This is a genomic window from Pseudomonas sp. Leaf15 (assembly GCF_001421425.1).
In the GTDB taxonomy this organism is placed as follows: domain Bacteria; phylum Pseudomonadota; class Gammaproteobacteria; order Pseudomonadales; family Pseudomonadaceae; genus Aquipseudomonas; species Aquipseudomonas salomonii.
Map to the genome: position 1 here is coordinate 91,487 of NZ_LMKI01000037.1, position 25,345 is coordinate 116,831.

The following is a 25,345-nucleotide window of genomic DNA, read 5'->3' on the forward strand; positions in this document are numbered from 1 at the left end:
GTCGGGGCTTTTTTGATTGCCGGGGCAATGAGGAGCGGGTATCAGCCCTTGTAGGCAGCGACCGACTTCATGATCTCGGCGCGGGCGGCGTCTGCGTTGCCCCAACCGTCGATCTTCACCCATTTGCCTTTTTCGAGGTCTTTGTAGTTCTCGAAGAAGTGCTTGATCTGTTCCAGCAGCAGTGGCGGCAGGTCGGTGTATTCCTTCACGTCCACGTACAACTGGGACAGCTTGTCGTGTGGCACCGCGATAACTTTGGCATCGCCGCCGCCGTCGTCGGTCATGTTCAGGATGCCGACTGGGCGCGCACGGATAACCGAGCCTGGGGTAACCGGGTAAGGGGTTACTACCAGCACGTCGAGGGGGTCACCGTCGTCAGCCAGGGTGTTAGGGATGAAACCGTAGTTGGCCGGGTAGAACATTGGGGTGGCCATGAAACGGTCAACGAACAGGCAGTCGCTGTCTTTGTCGATTTCGTATTTGATCGGCGCGTGGTTGGCCGGAATTTCGATGGCGACGTAGATGTCGTTCGGCAGGTCTTTGCCAGCCGGAATCTTGCTGTAGCTCATTGGGCGGTGCCCCCGTAGTTGGCCATTAAACATGGCCGGATTGGCCTAAAAGTGGCGGCGATTATAGGCATATTCTGACGCCGATGCCATGCGTCAGACGTCGTGTGGCGCCAGCGGTTCAGTCTGGTAGCGGGCATCGCCGGTTTGCAGTTGGTGCAGGCGGGCCAGCGGGTCCTGGCGATAAAAGCGGCTCAGTTGCGCGTACACTTGGGGATAAGTGCCGGCCAGTAAATCCGGGGCACTGAAGAAATACTCACTGGTGACGGCAAAGAACTCCGCCGGGTTTTCGGCGGCGTAGGGGTCGATGTCGGTTTCGGCGTCCGGGTTGGCATCCAGCTGGCGGTTGAGGTCGTCAAAGGCGCTTTGCATCACGCTGGCCCATTCCTGCACGCGCATGTCGTGGTGCAGCGGCGGCAGGCCGTTGGCGTCGCCGTTGAGCATGTCCAGCTTGTGCGCCAGCTCGTGGATCACCAGGTTGTAGCCTTCCCATTGGCCGCTGGCCAGAACGCCGGGCCAGGCGAGGATCACCGGGCCCTGTTGCCAGGCTTCGCCGCTGTGCTCACCGTCCCACTCGTGCTCGACGCCGCTGGCATCGCGATGGCGCTGGGGGCTGAGGAAGTCGTCGGGGTACAGCACGATTTCGTGAAAGCCCTGATACCAGTCGAGGTCGCCCAGGTTCATCAGCGGCAATTGCGCCTGGGCAGCGAGCAACAGACGCTGTTCCTGATGCAGCTCTACGCCGGGCAGGGCGGTGAGGTGCTTTTCACTCAGGAACACCACGCAGGCTTCGCGCAGCCACTGGTCCTGCTCGGCGCTGATGCCGTCGAGGAAGGTCAGGTGAAGGCGCACCCGCTGCCAGGTGTCATCGGCAATCGGGTGCTTGGCCAGCAGGCGCCGGCGACGCCAGGCGCTGAGGGACCACATCGCGGGTTACTGCGGCTTGGCTTCGGAACTGCGGCCAAACCGGCTGCGGAACACGCCGATGATCATCGGCACCAGCGACAGCAGGATAATAAACACCACCAGCAGCGAGAGGTTCTTCTTGATAAACGGCACGTTGCCGAAGAAGTAACCCAGGGTGACCAGGCCGCCGACCCACAGGATGGTGCCGAACACGCTGAAGCCGAAGAAGCGCGGGTAAGGCATTTTGGCGATACCGGCCACGAACGGCGCAAAGGTGCGCAGAATAGGCAGGAAGCGCGCCAGGGTCACGGTTTTGCCGCCGTGCTTATCGTAGAAGTCGTGGGTTTTTTGCAGGTAGTCGCGGCGGAAGATTTTCGAGTTCGGGTTGCTGAACAAGCGTTCTCCGGCCGTTCGTCCGATCACGTAGTTGGTACTGTCGCCGAGGATGGCTGCGAGCATTAACAGGCCGCCCAGCAGGACTGGGTCCATGCCGCCGCCTGCGGCAATGGCGCCGGCGATAAACAGCAAGGAATCACCGGGCAGGAAAGGCATAACCACCAAACCGGTTTCGCAAAAGATAACCAGGAACAGAATGGCGTAGATCCACACTCCGTAGTTTCTTACCAGCATGTCGAGGTACACGTCGAGATGCAGGATAAGGTCGAGCGGGTTGAAATCCATGAATGGCACCTGTGTGAATGGCCCGGCTCAGCGGGCCTGTGCGGAAGCTACGGGTAAGTTAGGCTACAAGCGTATGTCGCGATTCTTACAACTCTGAGAGGTCCGCATTATACGGATTGAGAGGTGAAAAGCGTGTTGGTTTTGTAGCGGGGAGTGTCGCTGGTAGCAAGGCTTTACACTGATCCAAATGTTGCTTAGATGTAAATGTGGGAGCTGGCTTGCCTGCGATAGCGGTGGGCCAGCAAATGATGCATCCGCTGATACTTCGCTATCGCAGGCAAGCCAGCTCCCACAGTGGAGCGCTGGTGTTTTCTCAGTCCTCACTGATCGGCAGCACGTAGTTCTTGAACTCGGTATCCTCTCGAAAGCCGATCGACTCATAGGTCTTCTGCGCCACGTCATTGTCACTGCTGGTCGACACCCGCAGCCGCACGGCGTGAGTCTCTTTGGCCATCTTCTTCGCGGTGCGCATCAGATTGTCGGCCACCAACTGCCGGCGGGCATCTTCGGCGACGTAGATGTCGTTGAGGATCCACACGCGTTTAAGCGACAGCGACGAAAAACTCGGATACAGCTGGCAGAACCCCAGCAACCTTTTGTCGTCATCATCCGCCAGGGCCAGGTAGATCACCGACTCTTTGCGGCGCAGGCGCTTTTCCAGAAAGGCCCGCGACGAATCCGGGAAGGGCAGTGCGCCATAAAATTCACGGTACTTGACGAACAACGGGGTCAGCAGGTCCAGGTGTTCCAGGGTCGCTTGAGTAATCCGCATGCCAGGCCTCAACTTCCAAATGGGGTATGACCACACAGGCGGCCGTGACTCGATGCTGCCTAATGACGCAAAAAAGCGCAATCGTGCAGCTATCAGTCATTGGGTGGGCTGAGCAGGAAATTGCCTTTCATCAGGTCAGGATCATCCGATTCGATGGTCTGAACCTGCGCCTCGTCCTTGAGGTTGACCCCCGACAGCTGCCGACGACACGCCTCTTTCATCAAATAAAGCAGGCGATGGGCGGCCATGCCGTAGCTCAGGCCCTCCAGGCGCACGTTGGAAATGCAGTTGCGGTAGGCATCGGTGAGGCCGACCTTGGGGTTGTAGGTGAAATACAGCCCCAGGCTGTCCGGCGAGCTGAGCCCCGGCCGTTCGCCGATCAGAATCACCACCATCTTGGCCCCCAGCAACTGGCCGATTTCATCGGCCACGGCCACGCGGCCCTGTTCCACCAGGATCACCGGCGACAAGGACCAACCTTCAGCCTGGGTCTGCTCCTCCATGCGTGTAAGAAACGGCAATGTATGTTTATGCACCGCCAGCGCCGACAGGCCATCGGCCACCACCACGGCCAAATCCACGCCGCCTGGGTTGGCGGCGGCGTAGTCACGCAGGCTCTGGGCTGACTCATCACTTAAACGTCGACCCAAATCCGGGCGCTGCAGGTACATGTGCCGGTCCACTGCAGCGCTGTGCAGCAACAGGCTGTCACGCCCGCGCTCGGCCATTTGGCTGCTCAGGCCCGCGTGGTCGAAGGGCAAGTGCACCGCATCGCGCGCCTGGGCGTGGGCGAACTGGAAATCCAGCTGCGCGTTGGTGGGAATGCTGGTGCCGGTGCGGCCCAGGGCAATGCGCGCAGGCGTGAGGCGGCGCAGTTCCAGCCATGGGTTGTCAGGCAGGTCGAGTGGCACTGGCGGCTCCTTCATCCTAATTGCTTCAAGGCGTGACGAAACGCCGGTGGCAGGCTGTTGCCAAAGTGCACCTTGCCGTCGGCCTGGGTGAAGATGCCCATTTTCGCCAGCCACTGCTCAAACTCCGGCGCAGGTTTTAAACCCAATGTTTGCCGGGCATACAGGGCATCGTGAAACGAGGTGGTCTGGTAGTTGAGCATGATGTCGTCGGAGCCGGGGATGCCCATGATGAAGTTGATGCCGGCCACGCCCAGCAGGGTCAGCAGGGTGTCCATGTCATCCTGGTCGGCCTCGGCGTGGTTGGTGTAGCAGATATCACAGCCCATCGGCACGCCGAGCAGCTTGCCGCAGAAGTGGTCTTCAAGGCCGGCGCGGATGATCTGCTTGCCGTTGTACAGGTACTCCGGGCCGATAAAGCCTACGACCGTATTGACCAAAAACGGCTTGAAATGCCGCGCCACGGCGTAGGCGCGGGTTTCACAGGTTTGCTGGTCGACGCCAAAATGTGCGTTGGCCGACAAGGCGCTGCCCTGGCCGGTTTCGAAATACATCAGGTTCTGGCCCAAGGTGCCGCGATTCAGGCTCAAACCCGCTTCGTAGCCTTCCTGCAGCACGCTCAGGCTGATGCCGAAACTGGCATTGGCCGCTTCGGTGCCGGCAATCGACTGAAACACCAGGTCCAGCGGCACGCCACGGTTGATGGCCTCGATGGAGGTGGTCACGTGGGTCAGCACGCAGGCTTGGGTGGGGATTTCGTAGCGCTGGATGATCGCGTCGAGCATCTCCAGCATGGCGCAGATCGAGGCGATGCTGTCGGTGGCCGGGTTGATGCCGATCATGGCGTCGCCGTTGCCGTAGAGCAGGCCGTCGAGAATGCTGGCGGCGATGCCCGCCGGTTCATCCGTCGGGTGGTTGGGTTGCAGCCGGGTCGACAGGCGCCCGCGCAGGCCCATGGTGCCGCGAAACTGCGTCACCACGCGGATCTTTTGCGCCACCAGCACCAAATCCTGCACGCGCATGATCTTCGACACGGCGGCGGCCATTTCCGGTGTAAGTCCGGGCGCCAGGGCGCGTAGGCTTTGTTCATCGGCCGCATCGCTGAGCAGCCAGTCCCGCAGGCCGCCGACGGTCAGGTGGCTGACGGCGCTAAACGCCTGTTTATCGTGGGTGTCGATGATCAGCCGGGTGACTTCGTCGCTTTCGTAGGGGATCAGCACTTCTTCGAGGAAGTGTTTCAACGGGATATTGGCCAGCGCCATTTGCGCCGCGACGCGCTCGCCGTCGTTTTGCGCCGCCACGCCTGCGAGGAAGTCGCCGGAGCGCGCCGGGCTGGCCTTGGCCATCACGTCCTTGAGGCTGTCGAAACGGTAAGTCTGTGTACCTACCGCGTGGGAAAAGCTTGCCATACAGTGTCTCCTTGGCGACGCGAGCTGCCCTTGAGTAAGGCGCCCGCGCCGAGGTTTACGGCTATCAGTGCAAGGCGGCCTCTGCGGCCTGGATCGCCGCGAATTCCTCTTCGGGCGTGCCCGCTACCAAGTGATGCCGGCTGTAGAAAGCAAAGTAAGCAATTAATACTCCATAGATGATCGCCGCGCCAATCACCACCCGTGGGTCCACCAAAAAGCCCGCCACCACGGCCACGCAGGCCAGTACCAGCGCGATACCGGAAGTGAAAATGCCACCCGGCGTGCGGTACGGACGCTCCATCTTGGGGCGACGGATGCGCAAAGTGATGTGCGAGGCCATCATCAGCACGTAGGAAATGGTAGCGCCGAACACCGCCACCAAAATCAGCAGGTCACCTTGACCGGTCAGCGACAGGCCAAAGCCGATGATGCCGGGAATCACCAAGGCCAGCACCGGCGCCTTGCTTTTGTTGGTCTGCGACAGCTTGCGCGGCAGGTAGCCGGCGCGGGACAGAGCAAAGATCTGCCGCGAATAGGCGTAGATAATCGAGAAAAAGCTCGCGATCAGACCGGCCAGGCCGACCAGGTTGACGAAACTGCCCATCCAGGTCGAGCCGCCGTAAGACAGTGCCAGCGCTTCAACCAGCGGGTTGCCCGATTTGATCAGTGCATAAGTGCCCGCGCCGCCTGGCGCAATCACCAGAATCAACAGGGCGAAACTGGTCAGCACCACAATGGCGCCAATCAGGCCACGTGGCAGGTCACGCTTGGGGTTCTTGGTTTCTTCGGCGGCCAGGGGCACGCCTTCGACGGCGAGGAAAAACCAGATTGCGTAGGGAATCGCCGCCCACACGCCGACGTAGCCAAACGGCAGGAAAGTGCTGGCACCCTTGGCCTCGGTCACCGGGATATCGAGCAAGTTGGCGACGTTGAAGTGCGGCACCATCGACACCAGGAACACGCCCAAGGCAATCGCTGCGATGGCGGTGATCACAAACATCAGCTTCAAGGCTTCACCCACGCCGAAGATGTGGATGCCGATAAAGATGATGTAGAACGCCAGGTAAATCATCCAGCCGCCGATGCCGAACAACGACTCGCAATAGGCGCCGATAAACACCGCGATGGCGGCGGGCGCGATCGCATATTCAATGAGGATGGCGGTGCCCGTGAGGAACCCGCCCCAAGGGCCGAAGGCGCTGCGGGCAAAGCCGTAGCCACCGCCGGCGGTAGGAATCATGGAAGACAGTTCGGCCAGGGAGAAACACATGCACAGGTACATGGTGGCCATCAGCAAGGTGGCGAGGAACATACCGCCCCAGCCACCCTGGGCCAGGCCGAAGTTCCAACCGGCATAGTCGCCGGAGATCACGTAGGCAACGCCAAGGCCGACCAGCAGCACCCAGCCGGCGGCGCCTTTTTTCAGTTCGCGTTGTTGGAAATAGTCGGTGCCGACTTTTTCGAAGTCGACGGAAGAGCCAGTGGGTTCGCTAGGCATGGGAAAGTACCGTCCGTTGTTATTGTTTTAGCTCGACCTCTTTGTGTCGAACGCGAGTTGCGAGTACTTGCGAAGATTCAAATGTGGGAGCTGGCTTGCCTGCGATGACGGTAGGGCAGTCACTACTTTTGCTGACTGAACCACCGCTATCGCAGGCAAGCCAGCTCCCACACTTGATTGCATTTCAAGTGGGGGAGCGGGTGTTAGTTAGAAAAAGCCCAACGGATTAATGTCGTAGCTCACCAGCAAGTTCTTGGTCTGCTGGTAGTGGTCCAACATCATCTTGTGGGTCTCACGGCCCACGCCGGACTTCTTGTAGCCACCAAACGCGGCATGCGCCGGGTACAGGTGGTAGCAGTTGGTCCACACACGGCCCGCCTTGATCGCGCGGCCCATGCGGTAAGCGCGGTTGATGTCGCGGGTCCACACGCCGGCGCCGAGGCCGAACTCGGTGTCGTTGGCAATCGCCAGGGCTTCGGCTTCGTCCTTGAAGGTGGTAATGCTCACCACTGGGCCGAAGATTTCTTCCTGGAACACGCGCATCTCATTGGTGCCCTTGAGCAGCGTCGGCTGGATGTAATAACCACCGGCCATGTCGCCGGTCAGTTGCTCGACCTTGCCGCCGGTGAGCAGTTGCGCGCCTTCGCCCTTGGCGATTTCCAGGTAGGACAGGATCTTGTCGAACTGCTGCTCGGACGCCTGGGCGCCGACCATGGTGTCGGTGTCCAGCGGGTCGCCGCGTTTGATCTGCTCGATCTTCTTCATCACCACTTTCATGAAGTCGTCGTAGATCGACTCTTCCACCAGTGCGCGGGATGGGCAGGTGCACACCTCGCCCTGGTTGAAGAACGCCAGCACCAGGCCTTCAGCGGCTTTTTCGATAAACGAAGGTTCGGCTTTCATGATGTCGGCAAAGAAGATGTTCGGCGACTTGCCGCCCAACTCGACGGTCGACGGAATAATGTTCTCGGCCGCCGCGTGCATGATGTGCGAGCCCACCGGCGTGGAGCCGGTGAAGGCGATCTTGGCGATGCGCTTGCTGGTGGCCAGGGCTTCGCCCGCTTCTTTACCGAAGCCGTGCACCACGTTCAGCACGCCAGGCGGCAGCAGGTCGCCGATCAGCTCCATCAACACGTTGATGCCCAGCGGGGTTTGCTCGGCGGGTTTAAGCACCACGCAGTTACCGGCGGCCAGGGCCGGTGCGAGTTTCCAGGCGGCCATCAGCAGTGGGAAGTTCCACGGGATGATCTGGCCGACCACGCCCAGTGGCTCGTGGAAGTGGTAGGAGGCGGTGAGTTCGTTGATCTCGGCGCTGGTGCCTTCCTGGGCGCGGATGCAACCGGCGAAGTAGCGGAAGTGGTCGGCGGCCAGCGGGATGTCGGCGTTGAGGGTTTCACGCACGGCCTTGCCGTTGTCCCAGGTTTCGGTGATGGCCAGCAGTTCGAGGTTCTGTTCGATGCGGTCGGCGATTTTCAGCAGCACCAGCGAACGGTCCTGGGCCGAGGTCTTGCCCCAGGCGTCAGCGGCGGCGTGGGCGGCGTCCAGGGCCTTGTCGATGTCTTTGGCGGTGGAGCGCGGGAATTCGGCGATGGGCTTGCCGTTAACCGGCGAGGTGTTGGTGAAATAGTTGCCGTCCACCGGCGCAACGAATTCGCCGCCGATGAAGTTGCCGTACTTGGCCTTGAAGGACACGATCGAGCCTTCGGTGCCGGGATGTGCGTAACGCATGGTGGGTATCTCCTGCTTTTATGTTTATTGGAGTACAGCGGTGTTGCGCGTGATAAAGCGTAGAGCAAAGGTCGGGCCACCGCCTTGCACGCCAGGTAAATCAAGGGTTTGGGCTTTGTTGCAAAGCGTTGCTGTGACACCTGCGGTACAGATGGGGTGACAGTTTGTGCCATAAACGATACAGCCTGTGACCAGTGGGTCGGCCCGGGATTGCAATGCCCGGATGGCTGGGGGATGCTGGCCGTTCTCACGCAGGGAGAATAATAAGAACATGCATAACGATCATTTCAGTCGCCATGCCCAGCAAGTCCTCACCGTCACCCGTGGGCAAGACCTCGGCCACGGCCCCGGCAGCGACCCGTCCATCGCCCGCTCCTGGCTGCGCTGCCTGGAGGACTACCACCTGGACCCGGCGCTGACCATGGCCCCCACCGTGCTTGAACACGGGCGCCTGCTGGAAAGCCGCGAACGCTTGCAGCAAGTGCTGCACATCGCCGGCAGCGAGATGAACAGCCTGCATCAACAACTTTCCGGCGCCGGGCATGCGGTGCTGCTCACCGATGCCCGCGGGGTGATCCTCAACTGCGTGACTGCGCCGGCCGAGCGCAAGGTGTTCGAGCGCGCGGGCCTGTGGCTGGGCGCCGATTGGAGCGAGGCGTGCGAAGGCACCAACGGTATCGGCACCTGCCTGGTGGAGCGCCAGTCCCTGACCATTCACCGCGATGAGCATTTTCGCGGCCGCCACACCGGCCTGACCTGCTCGGCAAGCCCGGTGTTCGACCCCCATGGCGAACTGTTGGCCGTGCTGGACGTGTCATCGGCGCGTGAGGCCGTGTCGCGTCAAAGCCAGTTCCACACCATGGCGCTGGTGAACTTGTCGGCCAAGATGATCGAAAGTTGTTACTTCTTGCGCCATTTTGAACAGCACTGGCTGCTGCGCTTTCACCTGCAGGCGGAGTCCGTGGGGTTGTTCAGCGAAGGGTTGCTGGCGTTCGACGGTGAAGGGCGTATCTGTGCGCTCAACCAGAGTGCGTTGAACCTGCTGGGGCAGGTGCGCGGCGGTTTGCTCGGGCAGCCGGTAGAGGCGTTTTTCGACTGCTCGCTGGACCAACTGCTCGGCCGTGCCAGCGCCAATGCCACGGCCAGTTGGCCGTTGCGTACGCGCGATGGCCGGCAGTTATTCGCCGCGCTGCGCGGGCAGGCGCAGAGTTTGCCCGCGCCGCTGCCCAAGCCCGAGGCGCCACGCCTGCCGGGTATCTGCCTGGGCGACCCTGCGTTGCAGAGTGATTTTAACAAGGCGCTGAGGGTGTTCGAACGCGACGTGCCGCTGCTGATCAACGGCGAAACCGGCTGTGGTAAAGAGGCGTTCGCCAAGGCCGTGCATCAGGCCAGCTCGCGTGCCAATAACGCCTTCGTCGCTCTCAACTGTGCCGCCATCCCGGAAAACCTGATTGAAAGTGAGTTGTTCGGTTACCGCGGCGGCAGCTTTACCGGCGCGTTGAAGGAAGGTATGCGTGGCAAATTGCAGCAAGCCGACGGCGGCACGCTGTTTCTCGATGAGATTGGCGACATGCCTTTCGCGTTGCAAACCCGTCTTTTAAGGGTGCTGGAAGATCGCGTGGTGGTGCCCATCGGCGGTGCGCCGCAGGCGGTAGACGTCAGAATCATCAGCGCCACCCACCGTGACCTGTTAGCACGTGTTGCGAACGGTAGCTTCCGCGAAGATCTTTATTATCGTCTCAACGGTCTTGAAATAGCCGTACCGCCCTTGCGTGAGCGTAGTGATAAAGCGCAATTACTGGCGTTTTTGCTGGCGCAAGAGGCAGCAGGACAGGTTATGTTGCTTGATGAGAAGGCGCGCCAAGCGTTGCTCGACTTCGCCTGGCCGGGCAACGTTCGGCAATTGCGCAACGTACTTCGCACCTTGGCGGCCTTGTGCGAGAACGGGCGAATCAGGTTGGACGATTTGCCGCCCCTCATTCGCCAGGCGCGAGCGGCGATGGTTGTCGAGCCCCGGCAGGGGGGCGCTCTGGACGATGCAGAGCGCGTAGTGTTGCTCAACGCACTGAAGCAGCAACATTGGCACATGTCCCACGCAGCAGAAAGTTTGGGAGTGAGCCGGAATACGCTTTACCGCAAGTTACGCAAGCATGGAATCGAACGGTGTCCACAAGCGTGATCTGCACGTTGTTACCGCAGCCCGTATGAAGCCTGATTATTAGGCGCTGATGAGGGCAATGGTTATAGCTGAAATATCTGCATAAATTTTCCCGAATTTTTTTTGTATGATTTGTAAGACATTGCACCACTCAGCGTACGAACAGTTATTCATTTGAATCGTACGCGGGTGTGGAAATGACGAATTTTCAAGACGTTAGAGTAACGCCGACCTCATCAGGCAACGTGCTAGGCGAACCGCTTGCGGCAGCCATCAATAGTGCAGTCGTTCACAGCCACACACACGCGCAAACGCCTGACACTCCCGAAGCGCGTGCAACGGCTGACGCTCAGTTGGCGAAGACCTACGCGATCGCATTAGCGACGCGCTCCTATCACACCTCAATAGCGCCGCCTGACGTTCAAGTTACCCCTGAGTCCACACTCGGGCGGTGGCGTACCCAATTGGACAGTGCTTTCAAAAGCCCCGGATTTTTATCGTGGGCCAAAGCACAGGGGCTTGATACCAGGAGCCTCAAACTGGATCCCGTCCTCGGGGAGTTGACTGGCATTGTAAATGGCAAGATGCAAACGTTTACCCTTAAAGATGATTCGGGCTGGTCAGATGTTTCTCGCGTGCTGTTGTCGATTGCCAGGGCGATCGCTCCAATGCCTGGGCAGGCGTTCAATTACCCCTGGCCGGACGGTAAGGTGCCGTTGTACACGGTGGGGCGATTTTATGGAGAGCCTATCGACCTCTCCCCTTCGCAAGCTGCCGCGCACCGTGAGAAATTGATAGAAGGCGCCGCGTTTGAGTTTGCACCGGTGGGGCGTGCGTCGCAGCGATCGGTAGAAGCATTGGCGGAGCAGGGCAAGGCGCTGGGTGATGACGCTAACCGTCATGCACTTATCGCTGCACTGAGGTCCCAGGTAGACGATGCTGGAGGGAAGATTGATCTGAAGAACGTTATGGTCCCGATTGACCGACGTTCAAGTTTATTTCTTACCGAACAGCGCCGGGAGATAAGTGTTGCACAACTGCTCGAAAATCAAGGGCATAAACTGCCCGTCGACAGCACGCAGGCGCATGACCTGGCTAACGCACTGGCCTTTGACCTTGCGCATAAGGTGCCTGGGGTTGACGCTGGGGGCGTCAGGCATATTGGTGGGCTGCTGAACAAAACTGAATTACGCAAGATGAAAGCGGTGGTGGATCAGTGGAAGTTGAAGCATGCAAGCCAGGCACCTGATCCGCAGGCAGGGGTTGGGGCAGGCAGTTTGTTACACGGCCTGACCAGCGCACTTGCGACGTCTACAAAGAAAGTGATTGCGGACAACCCTTCATTTGCATTTGACCAACTCATTCGGTCGCCCGAGGCGCAGGCGTTGGGCAAAACCATACAAGGTAGAATCAAATCAGCAGCGTCGCCGACCGGTGCAACTGAGGCCGTGACTGCGGCGCTTGTGCAAGAACTTGACCCTAATCCAGAAAAGTCACGTTTCAACTTGGCGGGTTATAACCTCTATAAAAGCGAAAATATAGGTGCCTCCGCTGCTGAAATCGTCAAACGTTTTACCGCTTACCTTGAAACTAAGGTGGGTGTTGAAGCGGCGCCTCTTGCTGCGCAACTATTACTGTCAGCCGTCGCCCCTGAACTTCTGGTAAAAAATATTCCACCTGGACTCGTTTATGGGTCTCATACGTGGGCGGATTTTTCTATAGCCGTTGCACTGGTAGAGCAAGAAGCGCCTGGCGCATCGGGGAACATGACGCTCAGTCAAGTCGTGAACTATGCGGAAGCGCAGCTTGGTATTCTTGACGGTGGGGATGAGTTAGCTGCCGCGTCAACCGATGCGCTTATTGCGTGGGGCCTTGCTAATAAGGTGATTAAAAACAAACCCCAGGGTCAGTATACGGTCGAAGACGTTGAGCAATCATTCACGGTGTTAAAAAAGCAGAAAAAGGAATTGGCGTGGGCACGCGCTGAGCTGATGAAGCCAGTGCCCACTCGGGAAGAGTTGGCGCTGGCTGAGTTCCAGCGGGTGTTCCCGGGTGTTGACCCGACGAAGATTACATTACGAAGTAAAATGGATGACAGGTATCGTGTCTCGCCACTTGATGTCTTCATGACCAAGCCCCTTAATCTGGACTGGTGGGAGCCGATAAATGAAAAGGAATTGCCTTGGGCAACGATTAAGTCTCGCTTTTCCGAGCTTGATCCAGACATTAATAAAACATTTTCTGAAACGTTTGAAGACCATACAAAGACTCAAGCGGCGGCTTGGGCTATCCAGTTCAAGTACCAGGTTTCTCTGCTGCCTATAGCCGAACAAGAGCGTATAAACCAAGCGGATGTCACGTTCATAGGCGTGTCTCGCCCTTTTTTGGTTACAGAAGAAACGAACAACATCCAACTGTACCCCGGGCGCGGACCACAAACGCCTACCCCTAATGAACTCATAGAGTTGGAAGGGGGGAAAGGTATACTTATGAAAGTGAAGGGAGTTGATGGCAAGGTCGAGTACTATAGTTACTACCCAGACCTGGGAAAAATCGTTAAGGAAAAGGGTAATCCGGCACAACAAGAAAATTTTGACGACAGCAAGTATTTTTCCCCGGATTACAGAGCCCGCGTACCCGGCACGTATAATGTTTTTACGAAGTTTGATGCCACCCATCAGGGCCATGATTTGCCTGAGGTCACCGGTGAAGGACGAGTTCCTTATTTTTCTCGACGAAACGGTTCGCTGGCTACCGTGGTGGGTAAGTTTTTTACTAAAAATTATGGGCATTTGAAAGCAAAGGCTGTCGGTGAAACGAGAATTGAAAAAAATACAGCAGGTATTAAATCCGTCAATAATTTTCTCCTTTCGCTTATTCCTTTCTATGACGGTGTTAAAGATGCGATGTCGGGGAAAGTTGCAGGCGCAGTTGTTAATATCGGGTTCGATATTTTGGGGTTCTTGCTTCCCGGGGCAAGTGCCGCGAACAAGGCGTTAAAATTGGGCAAGTCAGCAGGCAAAGTACTCAAACGTTCTTTTTTTGCTGGTCTCGGCGCTTCGCTGGGCGTTACCGATGCTATTAACCTGCCGAAAAATATTAGGCGCGGGGTGGTGGCCGTCGGTAAGGATATGACGAGGGTGTACAAACACGCCGATGAGGTGCTTCCTCGACTCAAAGGCAACTACAGGTCTTATGATGTGACAAGGACTTATAAGAACGGTGATATCGTCAAGGGCTTCTATCAAGTGGAATCAGATGGTGTACGTAGGCCAATAGTCGCTGTCTTAAAAAACGGGGCTTGGTATGCGTACAGTTCCCTCATGAATACACCCTTTGGTCCTCAGTTAGCGCAATTTGGTGTGCTGAGCGCACTGACGCCATCGAATAAAACGTAATGATGTTCAGGCGGTTGGATTGACGAGCGCTCACCGTATCAGTGTGAGTGCTTTATAAACGACGCGCACCGTTGAGTGATTTAGCCGGCTGATGAGTATCAGGCTGGCTGGCGAAGTGTGCCTGCGCGCGTGGAAAGTATTCTCCGTGATTATTGTGTATTTGTCATCGGGATGAACTATTTGTTTTGTGGCTTGGAACTGCTTGCGGCCTATCTGTTACACAGTAAGTGGAAGAAATGGATGGCTTTCTAATGTAAATCAATCATTAGGTAGATCATTATGATGTTTTCAAATGCAGCGGCAAGGCCAGTAGTATTCACAAAGATTGGGGACTTTTTCAGTGGTGGATTCACCAGGACCGAAACGCCTAGGCCTATAAGGACAGGTGAAGCACCCAAGGTAGAAGGCCCGGGAGGGTCCAAGCCGGCAGACGGTAGCAATAACAATTTTGATCAGGGTTTTGTTGATAAAAAAGTGGGTTTCGACGGGCCGGGGCAAGCCACGGGTCATCGCCAGCCAGGGGATGGCCCTGAAGCCCCAGTTACTCCTGAAGTGGCTCAACACAGAGAAGCCAACAGGAAGAAGTGGCAAGCTCAAAAAGATGCTGGCGCCCGGGATAAGCTATTTGAACAGCCGACGGCAGGTCGAGTAGACGGAAAGGAGGTGGAGCCTTTTTCGCAGAGTAAACTGGAAGAAAGCGCCCAAGCGGTCGTGAACCCTAAAGCTGCGAAGGCGGATCGAGCACTCCCGCTTGAAAAGAAAAATATTGCCAAGGTCGCCGCAATTACGGCAGCGATCACAGTACCCTTAACAGTTGCCGGGACATTCGCCGCCAACGTCTTTCTTGAATATCTCAAGCCCAAAATCAATCCAGCGAAAACTCCGGCCACAGAGCAACATGTTCTGGAGTCGCGGTTGGTTGATGAATCTCAGAGGCGTGTATTCCTATTAGCCAATACGTTGGGTAGCCTTCGTACAGAATTTGGTGTCAACCCAAGCATCGAATGGTTGGCAAAGACAAATGAAGAGCGTATGGACTATCTTGATGAGATGGTTGACTTCCTTGAAGTAGAGTTTGCTAAAGAAGCGCAAAAGCTGAATATTAAAGTTGAGGCCCCGAAACCCGGTGCGCAGAAAGATGATATCAAGAGTCGGGCTATTGGCATGGAATCCAGAATGGCATACATCACCGAGCTGATAAAAGCTATCAAAGCCAAGCAATAGTTAATGCCAGCGTTTTACACGTTGTAGTGGGTTGTTTCGACGGATCCACTGCTTAAGCAGTTGCTCACATAACAGGGGCAACTGCTTACCGTGTTTTCATACAATAACCTCTGGTCGCGCTGTATCAAGGCGATCAGCCCGCATTACATGCGCACCTCGTCTATACCCATCCTTGGCCCGTACCTGCGCACCCCCGCACACCTAAGTTCCCTCGCCGTGCAATAACTGATCGTCGCATCGACCAGCGTGCCGTGACGCAGCAGCAAACCACGATCACCCAGATAGTCATTGGGGTAGGCTGTATGGAGTGGTTGGTTATATTAATCGATATAACTGTCCCGAGGCTTAGTTGTTCTGGAACTTATTGGATGGTGGGGGCCAATCAGTGTTTGAGTGCTGGGGAAGCCGCTCTTCAATGTCAAGCACTGTTTGGTTGGTTTTCTGGTCAGTGGGTCTGCGCTCAGAGTATAGGGAATTAAAATAGCTCGCCAATTTGGGCTGTTCGACTGATTGCCATTGAAGGTTGGCGCTTATTAAGTAAGCCTTAAACTTGGCTGGCCTTATAAAAAGTTTTCGCGATTAGCACTGTTGATTCAGGTGCGTTTGCGAGCCGTTCATCGAAAGCCTGAAAGAGAGATGAAATATGACTGTGCCTACTATAAATGTTGCGCCCTTTGGCTTGCCAAAGAGTGGTTTTCCTCAACTGAACCGTCACGCGGGTAGTGCACCGTCCACGCCGAGTGAGAACACGTCGTCGGGTGACCCAGAGGCTACCCGAACGGCGGCCGATGCGCGTGTCGAGCAAGATTATTTGAAGCAGCCTTCAGCCGGATCGCGTGTGCCGGTTCCACCCGAGTCGACCCTGGGTCGTTGGGTTGAAGCACTGAGGTTTGCGGCCCATTCTTCTGCGTTCAGGCAATTGGAGAACCTGTTGGGTGGTCATGGCGCATTTACTCACCTTGATCACACCAAAGGTGAGATCTGGTTTGACTCCGGAAGAAAAAAAATAACTAGAGATTCGCCTGAAATCAAGGATATTCCAGGCGGCCAAGCGTTGTTTGACAACTTGATGACCATTGCTAAAAAATTGGCGCCTTCTGGCACATTGCGCCGGGAAGACGTCTATGAACTTGCCGGATCAGGACGCTCACACACAGTCGATTCGAACCTTGTTCGTCAATTTATTTATGGCCCGGGCCCGAACATGTTGCCTGACTCTCAGGTGCCTGTTGATATTTTAAGTAAAACGGGTGAAGCCGAAACGCACCATAACCTGCTCGCCGCGTTGAAAAAACACATCGAGACGCCCGGCGCGAAACCGGATCTGGAATCCATCGTCGTAGAGATCGCACCGCACTCCGTCTTTTGGCGCGAAGACCAACCGCAGCCTGTCACGATGAACCTCAAGCAATTGATGGCCGCTTACGGTTTGCAAGTGCCGACGACACAGGAAGCACTCGTCAATTTGGAGCATGTGTTGTTCGCGGCGCCCTTATGTACGCCACCTGAGGGGGACTTTGGTGGGTTGCTGACTAAGGATGTACCACTGGGCGAGGATGCCCGGAAAAAGATAAGCGAAACCGTCAGTGCCTGGAAGGCTCTTCAAACCCAGGTTCCGCTGGGCGCAGAGGGGAAGGCTCCAAGCCTTTTCGAGTATCTCAAACGTGCGGTTCCAGCTTCTGGCAGGGCGCTGGCCGATACCGATCCAGAAGCGTTTCTGAAAGTCTTGATCAACACCCCTCAAGCCCGTGCACTGGGTAAGCAACTGCAGGAAGCGATTGGCGCATTGCCCACCGCAACCAGTGCCCTGGAAGCACTGCTCACGGCGTTGGGGCTGGAAGTCAACCCATCGTCAGCGGGGGTGGAGCGCAATAATTTAGCCGGGTATAACTTGCGCCAACCAGACAACGTGGGGCGTACGCCAGCCGAGATCGTCACGCGTTTTGAAACCCATATGGAAGGCATCGTCGGCCCCGAGATGGCGAAGGTGGCGGCTTACCAATTGCTGGCTATGTCGGCTCCGGAATTTTTGGTCAAAGATGTACCCGACTCAGTGGTTTTTGGCTCCCAGCAATGGGTGGTGTTCAGCGCTGAAGTCTTTCGTCGTGAGCAGAACACCGCGGGATCGTCGGCGGGCAAGCGCTATGATCAGATCCGGGAACAAGGGAGTCTGGAGCCCGTTACACGAGAGCAGGCGTATCAGGCGAAAGCCGCTGTTTTGCAGGCGGTGATCGACTGGGGCGTAGCCAAAAACATTATCAAGGCAAACAGTGAGGGCTACTCCGAGCAAGCCATTGCGAGCGTAACGGCGGCCATGGAACAAGAGACCAAGCGCCTGGCGGCTACTCTGGAAGGTGTTCTGGCTCCACTGCCGACTCGCCGGGACTTGGCGCTGGAGGCTTTAACCAAGGTATTCGGTGAAGAACACGCCCACTTGTTTGAGAAAAAAATATTCTCACGTCGCACTGGGCTGCATACGTCAAAAACCTCCCTGGTGGAACTTTATATGTCTGGAACACTTCACCCCAGGTTTGGTTGGACTTCCAAGCGTCCAGAATTTTCCAGAGAGGTTATTCTTGCGAGTGTCAACCAGCTGCCGGATATAAAGAAAAAATTCGTTGAGGGTTTTGACGCGTACGCCGACAGCTTCAGCAAGGCGGCGGGTGAGATGTTCCTGCATCAAGTATCGCAGTTGCCGAGTGAGGATCGGAAACGACTTGAGTTCGGCAGGATTGAAATGCAGCATTTGAGCCAGGCGACATTCTCAAAATTTCCTGAAGACAGTGAGAATAATCCGTTATTTCAGATGTTCGGAGTGGGCGCGTTTTTCATCAAAACGCTCTATAAAGGTGAAAGGGTCGATTTTATTTACTCGCCACAGTTAGGGAAAATCATCAAAAACGGCGACCCTCTGCCTGGCGTTCCTGAAGGGTGGAATATAAAGAGCGAACGCCTTAGCGGTACTGGTTTGGTTGTTGAAGGGGAGAGGTATGCCCTAAAGCCTATCTGGAGTTATATAGGGGCTCCGGAAATGCCAGAGCCACATACACTGACGCAGAAGAATACGCCCTCGGCAAGAATGAGTACGCTTGCCAAACAGTTAAGTGATGATTATAAAACGGCTGTCGATAATCTGAAGTCCGCGGCGAATGGCATGACCGACTCCGAAAAAAGCCACGCTCGATCGCACTTGGTCAAAAACTTCTTATTAAGCCTCCTGCCTTTTCACGACCTTGTGAAAAATATAATAGAAGGTAATAAGCATGATGCAGTTGTCAATGGGATCTATGACTTTATCGGCTTGTTTAATCCTGCTGCCAAAGGCGGTTTCAAGGCGGTTAACGTCGGTGCCAAAGGGGTAAGTTCAGTCCTGACATTTTTAAAAGGCGCTGCCAGGGCAGGACTTAAGGAAGGTATCCCGTTTAAGGGGTTCTATGACGTCGGGACGGGTTTATTCAAGGTGGGTAATAGCGCTTTGAAGGCGGCGCCTTCTGTTGACTTGGCCTCGTTTAGGGATAAGTTTTATCGGCCTGGGCGTGGCTGGAATGCCCCGCACGGTGGTGGCAAACAGACCATCGCCGATGGCACGTACCGGCCACTGGATAAAACGGGTAGCGACGTTCCCGTTGTTGCGGTTAAACAAGGCAGCAAGTGGTATGCCATTGACCCCCAAACACTGAAACCCTATGGCCCTGCATTGAACGACTTCACGCCAATTACGGTGAAAGAGTTGCGTGATCTTCGTTACGACACCGCGACTGCTATAAAGGACAGTGATGGACATATTGAGACGGCAGGAGAGTTCAAGGAGAACGAATCGGGTCCGACACCCCCTCAGCAGCCTTCTGCGCTGCAGGCCGCCCGGTAGGTGCTGTTACGGCGATCCGTACGGCATGAGGGTGATGATCAATAAGGCGCGCCTTGATCGTCACTGACACTTCAGCGGTCTAATGAGCGCCAGTGTCGTACACCTCGCAGTGAGTTGTTCCGACGGAACCACCCATCAGCAGTTGCCCACTCAATCAGGGCAACTACTTAAAGTGTTTTCATACAATAACAATCACGCGGGTGAACACTATGAACATCACCACTTCGATCATTCCTTTCATACCTCAAGTTCCTGTATCCGATCACCAGTCTCCTGCGCAGCCAGAACCGCCTAAAAGCGGTCTCGACCAGTGGCCATTGGCGCGCGATAAGCGCCAGGTTAAAAGCCTGCAGTTTTTTTTCAAAGGCGGGCGGGGAGGACGGCCGTCGCACATACCCACACCACCGCCACCGCCACCGCCACCGCGCCCGGCCCCGCCGAAGCCTGCGCCAAAACCCGCCCCGCCGATCAAGCCCGGACCTGCACCCAAGCCCTCGGGGGGTGGCTTTAAAGACGCCGGGCAAACCGTTATCCATGCCAATAAAATCAAGGCCAATGACGAGTTGATGATGGCGAGCCTGCGCAAACAGGCACCGATCGGTGTGGCCGAGGCAGCCAAGCGCATTATCGACGCGGAAAACCTGGTAAAAGCCGGTGTGATTGCAACGGGCCCCAATGCCAGCCGAGTGGCCCGTGATGCGTTTATCAGTGCCGGCATTACCGGGATTGTCAGCGCGCCGATCAACGTTGCCGCGTATGCCGGCTCCGTAGCCGCCGGGGAGAAGATCAAGTCTTCCTACGCCCCTGGCGTATTGCCGCCGCCGTTTTTGCCGGGCGCCACCAGCCCACCCAAAGATGGCGCCTCTGTTGTGCAACCCGACTCCAAGCCTGCCCCGGCGGACGTGATCAGCCGGCGGCTGGACGATCTAGAGATGAAGTTGCTGGGGATGGCCTCCACCGTCATGTTTTTGCTGGGCGATACCAGTCGTGTGTTTACCAAGAATGAAAGTTGGCCCACCGATGATGCCGGGCGCCTGGGTAACCTGGAAAAAATGCTCGGGGTTTCAGAGCAACATCTAAAGAAAGCCGCTCGGCAGAACGGCATCGTTTATAAGCCGTATAAACCCGGCGAACAAATCCCTGCCGATGCAAAAGGGCGCCTTGACCTGATTGAAAAGAAATTCGAACGCATGGTCGAGTCTTATGAAAACCTGCGCTTGCTGGCTGCGATAAAAGCCAGTCAGCGCGAAACCGGGGCCTCTGCCACCGCGTGAACAAGGCGCTATCGAGCGAAGTGCCTGGCGCATTTCGCTCGCGCTGCAACCGTTTAAAAGGTGCGATTTCCTACTCCCTGCGCTAACCTGCCTCGATGTTTACGAGGTCAACTATGCACATTCATATTCTAGGTATCTGCGGCACATTCATGGGTTCGATGGCGGTTCTGGCCAAAGAGCTGGGCCATCACGTCACCGGCTCCGACGCCAACGTCTACCCGCCCATGAGCACCCAGCTGCAGGCCCAGGGTATTGAACTGACCCAAGGTTATGACCCCGCGCAATTCGACCCGGTGCCGGACCTGGTGGTGATCGGCAACGCCATGTCCCGTGGCAACCCGGCGGTCGAATATGCACTCAACAAAGGTTTGCCCTATGTGTCCGGCCCGCAGTGGCTGGCTGACCATGTGCTGCAAGGCCGTTGGGTACTGGCGGTCGCGGGGACCCACGGCAAGACCACCACCAGCAGCATGCTGGCCTGGGTGCTGGAGCACGCGGGCATGAGCCCGGGCTTCCTGATCGGCGGCGTGCCGCAGAACTTCTCGGTGTCGGCGCGCCTGGGCGACACGCCGTTTTTTGTGATTGAGGCCGATGAGTACGACAGCGCCTTCTTCGACAAACGCTCCAAATTCGTCCACTACCGCCCGCGCACCGCGATCCTTAACAACCTCGAGTTCGATCACGCGGACATTTTCCCTGATCTGGCCGCCATCGAGCGCCAGTTCCACCATTTGGTGCGCACCATCCCCAGCGAAGGCCTGGTGATTCACCCGACCACCGAACCGGCCCTGCAGCGCGTGATCGACATGGGCTGCTGGACGCCGGTGCAAACCACCGGCGCGGGCGGGCAGTGGCAGGTTAACTTGCTCAGTGAAGACGGCTCGCGCTTTGAAGTGCTGTTCGAAGGCGAGGCCCAGGGCGTCGTTGAATGGGACATGACCGGTCAACATAACGTCGCCAATGCCTTGGTCACCCTGGCGGCCGCACGGCATGTGGGCGTGGTGCCGTCCATGGGCATCGCCGCCTTGAGCGCGTTCAAGAGCGTGAAACGCCGCATGGAAAAAGTCGCTGATGTGAACGGGATTACCATCTACGACGACTTTGCCCACCATCCAACAGCCATTGCGACCACGCTGGATGGCCTGCGCAAGCGTGTCGGTGATGCCAATATCATTGCCATTATCGAGCCGCGCTCCAATTCCATGAAACTCGGCGCGCACAGCGATGGTTTGCCGGAAAGCGTCAACGACGCCGACCAGGTGGTCTGGTACGCCCCGGCCAACCTTGGCTGGGACCTGCCGGCGATTGCGGCGCTGTGCACAGTGCCTTCGATCGTGTGTGACTCCATTGAGTCGATCATCGAGCACGTCAAACACCAGGCCAAGCCCGGCACCCATGTGGTGGTCATGAGCAACGGCGGCTTCGGCGGCCTGCACGGCAAGCTGGCCGAGGCGCTCAAATGAGTGGCCCGGAACGCATTACCCTGGCGATGACCGGCGCATCCGGTGCGCCTTACGGCCTGCGCCTGCTGGACTGCCTGGTGCGCGAAGATCGCGAGGTGCACTTTCTGATTTCCAAGGCCGCGCAGTTGGTGCTGGCCACCGAGACGGATGTGCAACTGCCGGCCAAGGTGCAGTTGATGCAAGCCTTCCTCACCGAGTACACCGGCGCGGCGGCGGGGCAGATCAAGGTGTACGGTAAAGAAGACTGGATGTCGCCGGTGGCGTCCGGCTCCGGTGCGCCGGCGGCGATGGTGGTGGTGCCATGCTCCACCGGTACGTTGTCGGCGATTGCCACGGGCGCCTGCAACAACCTGATCGAGCGGGCGGCGGACGTGACCTTGAAGGAGCGCCGTCAGTTGATCCTGGTGCCCCGCGAGGCGCCGTATTCGAGCATTCACCTGGAGCACATGCTCAAGTTGTCGAACATGGGCGTGACCATCTTGCCGGCTTCGCCAGGGTTTTATCACCAGCCGCAAACCATCGATGACCTGGTGGACTTTGTGGTGGCGCGCATTCTCAACCTGCTGAACATTCCCCAGGACATGCTGCCACGTTGGGGCGAGCACCATTTGAGCAGCGATGAATAAGGCGCTGTTGATGGTGTTGGCGCTGCAACTGACGGGCTGCGCCACGGCGCGCACGCTGGATGCCGCGCAACCTGGGGCGCCGGTGGTGTATGCCGGCACGCGGCTGGATGTGTATGCGATCAATGGCGGCTGTTGCGCCAAGGATCGATTTGGCGCTGAGGCACCGAGCTATCCGCATATCGACCTGCCGGCCAGTGCGGTGCTCGATACCTTGCTGTTGCCGCTGTCGTTATTGACGGTGCTGGGGGTGGGGTTTAACGCAACGGGCGGGCTTTAGTGTTGCGTTGAGTGTGCGGGCCCCATCGCGGGCAAGCCCGGCTCCCACAGGGGAATGCCTTCCAAAGGTGGGCGCTGGCTTGCCTGCGATGGGGCCCGCACAGGCGCTGCTAGATCATTTGCCGAGCTTGCGCAACTCATCCGACTCCACCACCCGCACGCCATCCTGCTCTTCCAGCGCCAGGCGCCACATGGCGCGGGCCAGTTCGCAGACTTCGATGCCGTGGTATTTGCCCGGAATCAACCGCGACAACGGCCCGGCGATTTTCTCGGCCAGGCGCGTTTCCAAACGTTCCCCCAGCAGCAACGAAGGCCGCACGATGGTCAGTTGCGGCCAGTCCTGGGCCTTGAGCGCCTGTTCCATTTCGCCTTTGACGCGGTTGTAGAAAATCGAGGATTTCGGGTCGGCGCCAATTGCGCTGATCACGATCAAGTGTCGCGCGCCCATTTCCCGTGCGCGCTTGGCGAAGGCCACCACCATGTCCAGGTCGACTGCGCGGAAGGCTTCTTCTGAACCGGCCTTTTTAATCGTGGTGCCCAGGCAGCAGAAGGCGATATCGACCTGGCCGCTCAGTTGCGGCAGGAACACCGCCGGGTCGCCCACCGGGTTTTCCAGGTGCGGGTGTTCGGCCAGAGGCTTGCGGCTAGGTGCCAGTACGCGAGTCACCGTGGGCTCGTTGAGCAGGCGGTCGAGCAGGTGTTCGCCGGTCAGGCCGGAGGCGCCGGCGAGCAGGATATGCTGAGGTGTCAGGTACATGGTGTTTCCCCCTTGTTACACGTTACAGCTTAGTTGCCTTTGGCTTCCTTGCTATTCATTGAGACGCTTTCGAGCGCCTTTCGTGCCTGCTGTTTACGTAACAATTGCCAGTGTGCGATCACGCCTTTGGGCGCCCAGATCTGCGGTTCAGAGGCTTCGAAGTTGTCCGCCTGCTCACGCTCGGCCACGTGCAGCTGCGCCAGTTTGAAGGCTTGTTGCAAATCGTCGGTCTGGTTGAAGGCCTGGGCGAACAGGGCGTCGCCGAAGTAGGTGAAGTCCGCTTCCTCGGAGCAACCGAAGGACACGCGATCCGCGCGCGAGGCGGTCATGATCAGCGTGTGCTCGTCCTTCAGGGCCGGGATAAACCCACCGGAGTAGCAGGCGGAAATCACGATGATCTTGTCGCGGTCCTTCAACGGCGCAAGCACGGCTGCCAGTTCATCGGCGGGCAGGTCGGCCAGTTCCATGCGCGGCTGGTCGAGCACCAGTTCGTGTTCGTGGGTGCCGTGGCTGGTCATGTAGATAAACACCAGGTCTTGCGGCCCAGTGCGCTCGGCCAGGGTTTGCACGGCGCGGCGCAGGCTTTCGCGGGTGGCCAACGGGCGGTCGGCGATGTGGTCGCGATGGTTGACCAGGCGGATCTGCCCGCGCGCGCCGAAGCGCGTGGCGAGCATGTTGCTGACGTAATCGGCTTCGCGCAGGAACACGCTTTGTTTGCCATCGCCGGCCAACACCAGGGTGTACAGCTCGACGGCAGGCGTGGAAGGTGGCACGGCGGCGAGGGCAGCATCGAGCAAGCGGCCTTGGGCCAGTACGCCGACCTCCAGTGGGTCGGGCAGCAACTTGCCGTCGGCGTCGCGCACGCGCATGCCGTTGACCCAGGTGCCGGCCTGCACGGTGCCGTCGGTGAGCACCAGGGTGCCCTTGCCTTGATAGCTGTCGCTGTCGAAACCGCCGACATAGAAACTGCCGTCGGTGAGGTTCAGACGGCCTTCGCCGCTGAAGCGCCATTCGCTGAACTGGCCCACGTAGTGGCTGCCGTCCACGCCGATCAGCTCGCCTTTGCCGCTGAGCGCGCCCTCCTTGAACTGGCCGATCCACACGTCGCCGTCGGCGTTTTCATAACGGCCCTTGCCGTTGAGCTGGTTCTGTTTGAACTGGCCGACATAGATATCGCCGTCGGCACTGTTGAAGGTGCCATTGCCCTCGAGCTGGCCATCGACAAAGCGGCCACTGAACTGGTTGCCGCTGTCGTCGTTGCGCTGGCCTTCGCCATTGGGTTTGCCGTGCACGAACTGGCCCTGGTACTGGCTGCCGTCGGCCAACTCGAGGCGGCCGAGGCCGGAATATTGATCGTTTTTGAATTCGCCGCGATAGGTCATCTGCCCCTCTTTGAGGGTGCCTTCGCCGTTGCGTCGCCCGTTCTTGAACCCGCCGACGTAGCTGCTGCCCGCCGTGGTCAGGCTGCCCTGGCCGTCGAACAGGCCTTGCTGGAACTGGCCTTTGTAGACCTCGCCGTTGCTGCCATGCCATTCGCCCTGGCCGTGCCACTGGCCTTTGTCGAACTGGCCGGCGTACCAACTGCCGTTGGGGTAGTCCACGCGGCCCTGGCCTTGCAGCAAACCGTTGACCACATCGCCCCGGTAACGGCCGCCGTCGGGCAGGCGCGCATCGGGCGGCAACAGCGATTCGCCGTCTCCGCAAGCGGTGAGCAACAGGGCAAGGGCAAGGGGAGCGAGTGGGCGCATAGCGGGATCCGGATAATTAAGCGCCGAGTATGCCGCAGCTGCGAGTTTCATACATAAATTTACATACACTGTGGCAAGGTTTATT

At 57.9% G+C, this 25,345-nt stretch carries 18 protein-coding genes; 8 read left to right on the top strand and 10 right to left on the bottom strand.

Annotation, left to right across the window (positions count from 1 at the left end; genetic code table 11):
- Positions 1-41: 41 nt before the first annotated feature.
- The 8 genes from ppa to exaC all read right to left on the bottom strand — a co-directional run bounded on the left by ppa (position 42) and on the right by exaC (position 8,468).
- Positions 42-569: an inorganic diphosphatase gene (gene ppa / locus ASE80_RS29190; RefSeq protein WP_003176323.1), complete on the bottom strand. Its 528-nt coding sequence runs from the start codon at positions 567-569 to the stop codon at positions 42-44.
- A 93-nt stretch (positions 570-662) separates the two neighbouring features.
- The gene (locus ASE80_RS29195) at positions 663-1,493 is read right to left on the bottom strand and encodes a zinc-dependent peptidase (RefSeq protein WP_056861942.1); all 831 of its coding nucleotides are present in this window, start codon (positions 1,491-1,493) and stop codon (positions 663-665) included.
- A 6-nt stretch (positions 1,494-1,499) separates the two neighbouring features.
- Positions 1,500-2,153 carry a DedA family protein gene (locus ASE80_RS29200; protein WP_056861943.1) on the bottom strand — a complete coding sequence of 218 codons (654 nt, stop codon included), beginning with the start codon at positions 2,151-2,153 and terminating at the stop codon, positions 1,500-1,502.
- A 313-nt stretch (positions 2,154-2,466) separates the two neighbouring features.
- Positions 2,467-2,925: a GNAT family N-acetyltransferase gene (locus ASE80_RS29205; protein ID WP_056861944.1), complete on the bottom strand. Its 459-nt coding sequence runs from the start codon at positions 2,923-2,925 to the stop codon at positions 2,467-2,469.
- Positions 2,926-3,017: 92 nt separating this feature from the next.
- Positions 3,018-3,851: an ethanolamine ammonia-lyase subunit EutC gene (eutC, locus tag ASE80_RS29210; RefSeq protein ID WP_056861945.1), complete on the bottom strand. Its 834-nt coding sequence runs from the start codon at positions 3,849-3,851 to the stop codon at positions 3,018-3,020.
- Complete coding sequence (locus ASE80_RS29215) at positions 3,848-5,242, bottom strand: ethanolamine ammonia-lyase subunit EutB (protein ID WP_056861946.1); 1,395 nt, start codon at positions 5,240-5,242, stop codon at positions 3,848-3,850. The genes eutC and ASE80_RS29215 overlap by 4 nt, the downstream gene beginning before the upstream one ends.
- Positions 5,243-5,306: 64 nt before the next feature.
- Positions 5,307-6,740: an ethanolamine permease gene (eat, locus tag ASE80_RS29220; protein ID WP_056861947.1), complete on the bottom strand. Its 1,434-nt coding sequence runs from the start codon at positions 6,738-6,740 to the stop codon at positions 5,307-5,309.
- Between the two features lie 207 nt (positions 6,741-6,947).
- A complete protein-coding gene (exaC, locus tag ASE80_RS29225) occupies positions 6,948-8,468 on the bottom strand; it encodes an acetaldehyde dehydrogenase ExaC (protein WP_056861948.1) in 1,521 nt (506 codons plus the stop codon).
- Between the two features lie 271 nt (positions 8,469-8,739).
- Here exaC and ASE80_RS29230 point away from each other — a divergent pair, with 271 nt between their 5' ends.
- The 8 genes from ASE80_RS29230 to ASE80_RS29265 all read left to right on the top strand — a co-directional run bounded on the left by ASE80_RS29230 (position 8,740) and on the right by ASE80_RS29265 (position 22,756).
- On the top strand, positions 8,740-10,647 hold the full coding sequence (locus ASE80_RS29230; RefSeq protein ID WP_056861949.1) for a sigma-54-dependent Fis family transcriptional regulator: 1,908 nt from the start codon (positions 8,740-8,742) through the stop codon (positions 10,645-10,647).
- Between the two features lie 176 nt (positions 10,648-10,823).
- Entirely contained in the window at positions 10,824-14,024 is a 3,201-nt protein-coding gene (locus ASE80_RS29235; protein ID WP_056861950.1) for a hypothetical protein, read from the top strand.
- 279 nt (positions 14,025-14,303) lie between these two features.
- Positions 14,304-15,248, top strand: a complete 945-nt coding sequence (locus ASE80_RS29240) for a hypothetical protein (protein ID WP_056861951.1) — start codon at positions 14,304-14,306, stop codon at positions 15,246-15,248.
- A gap of 643 nt (positions 15,249-15,891) precedes the next feature.
- Entirely contained in the window at positions 15,892-19,116 is a 3,225-nt protein-coding gene (locus tag ASE80_RS29245) for a hypothetical protein (RefSeq protein ID WP_082463701.1), read from the top strand.
- A 209-nt stretch (positions 19,117-19,325) separates the two neighbouring features.
- Positions 19,326-20,390, top strand: coding sequence for a hypothetical protein (locus ASE80_RS29250; protein ID WP_236708875.1), 1,065 nt, complete (start codon positions 19,326-19,328; stop codon positions 20,388-20,390).
- 113 nt (positions 20,391-20,503) lie between these two features.
- Positions 20,504-21,853: a UDP-N-acetylmuramate:L-alanyl-gamma-D-glutamyl-meso-diaminopimelate ligase gene (gene mpl / locus ASE80_RS29255; RefSeq protein WP_056861953.1), complete on the top strand. Its 1,350-nt coding sequence runs from the start codon at positions 20,504-20,506 to the stop codon at positions 21,851-21,853.
- A complete protein-coding gene (gene ubiX, locus ASE80_RS29260) occupies positions 21,850-22,479 on the top strand; it encodes a flavin prenyltransferase UbiX (protein WP_056861954.1) in 630 nt (209 codons plus the stop codon). The genes mpl and ubiX overlap by 4 nt, the downstream gene beginning before the upstream one ends.
- Positions 22,472-22,756 (top strand): YceK/YidQ family lipoprotein, encoded by a 285-nt coding sequence (locus ASE80_RS29265; protein WP_056861955.1) that lies wholly within the window; start codon positions 22,472-22,474, stop codon positions 22,754-22,756. Before ubiX ends, ASE80_RS29265 begins: the two co-directional genes overlap by 8 nt.
- 114 nt (positions 22,757-22,870) lie before the next feature.
- Here the strand turns inward: ASE80_RS29265 and ASE80_RS29270 are convergent, their stop codons facing one another.
- Both ASE80_RS29270 and ASE80_RS29275 read right to left on the bottom strand, forming a co-directional pair.
- Positions 22,871-23,512 carry an oxidoreductase gene (locus tag ASE80_RS29270; protein ID WP_056861956.1) on the bottom strand — a complete coding sequence of 214 codons (642 nt, stop codon included), beginning with the start codon at positions 23,510-23,512 and terminating at the stop codon, positions 22,871-22,873.
- A 29-nt stretch (positions 23,513-23,541) separates the two neighbouring features.
- Positions 23,542-25,260 (bottom strand): C13 family peptidase, encoded by a 1,719-nt coding sequence (locus ASE80_RS29275; RefSeq protein WP_056861957.1) that lies wholly within the window; start codon positions 25,258-25,260, stop codon positions 23,542-23,544.
- Positions 25,261-25,345: the final 85 nt, after the last annotated feature.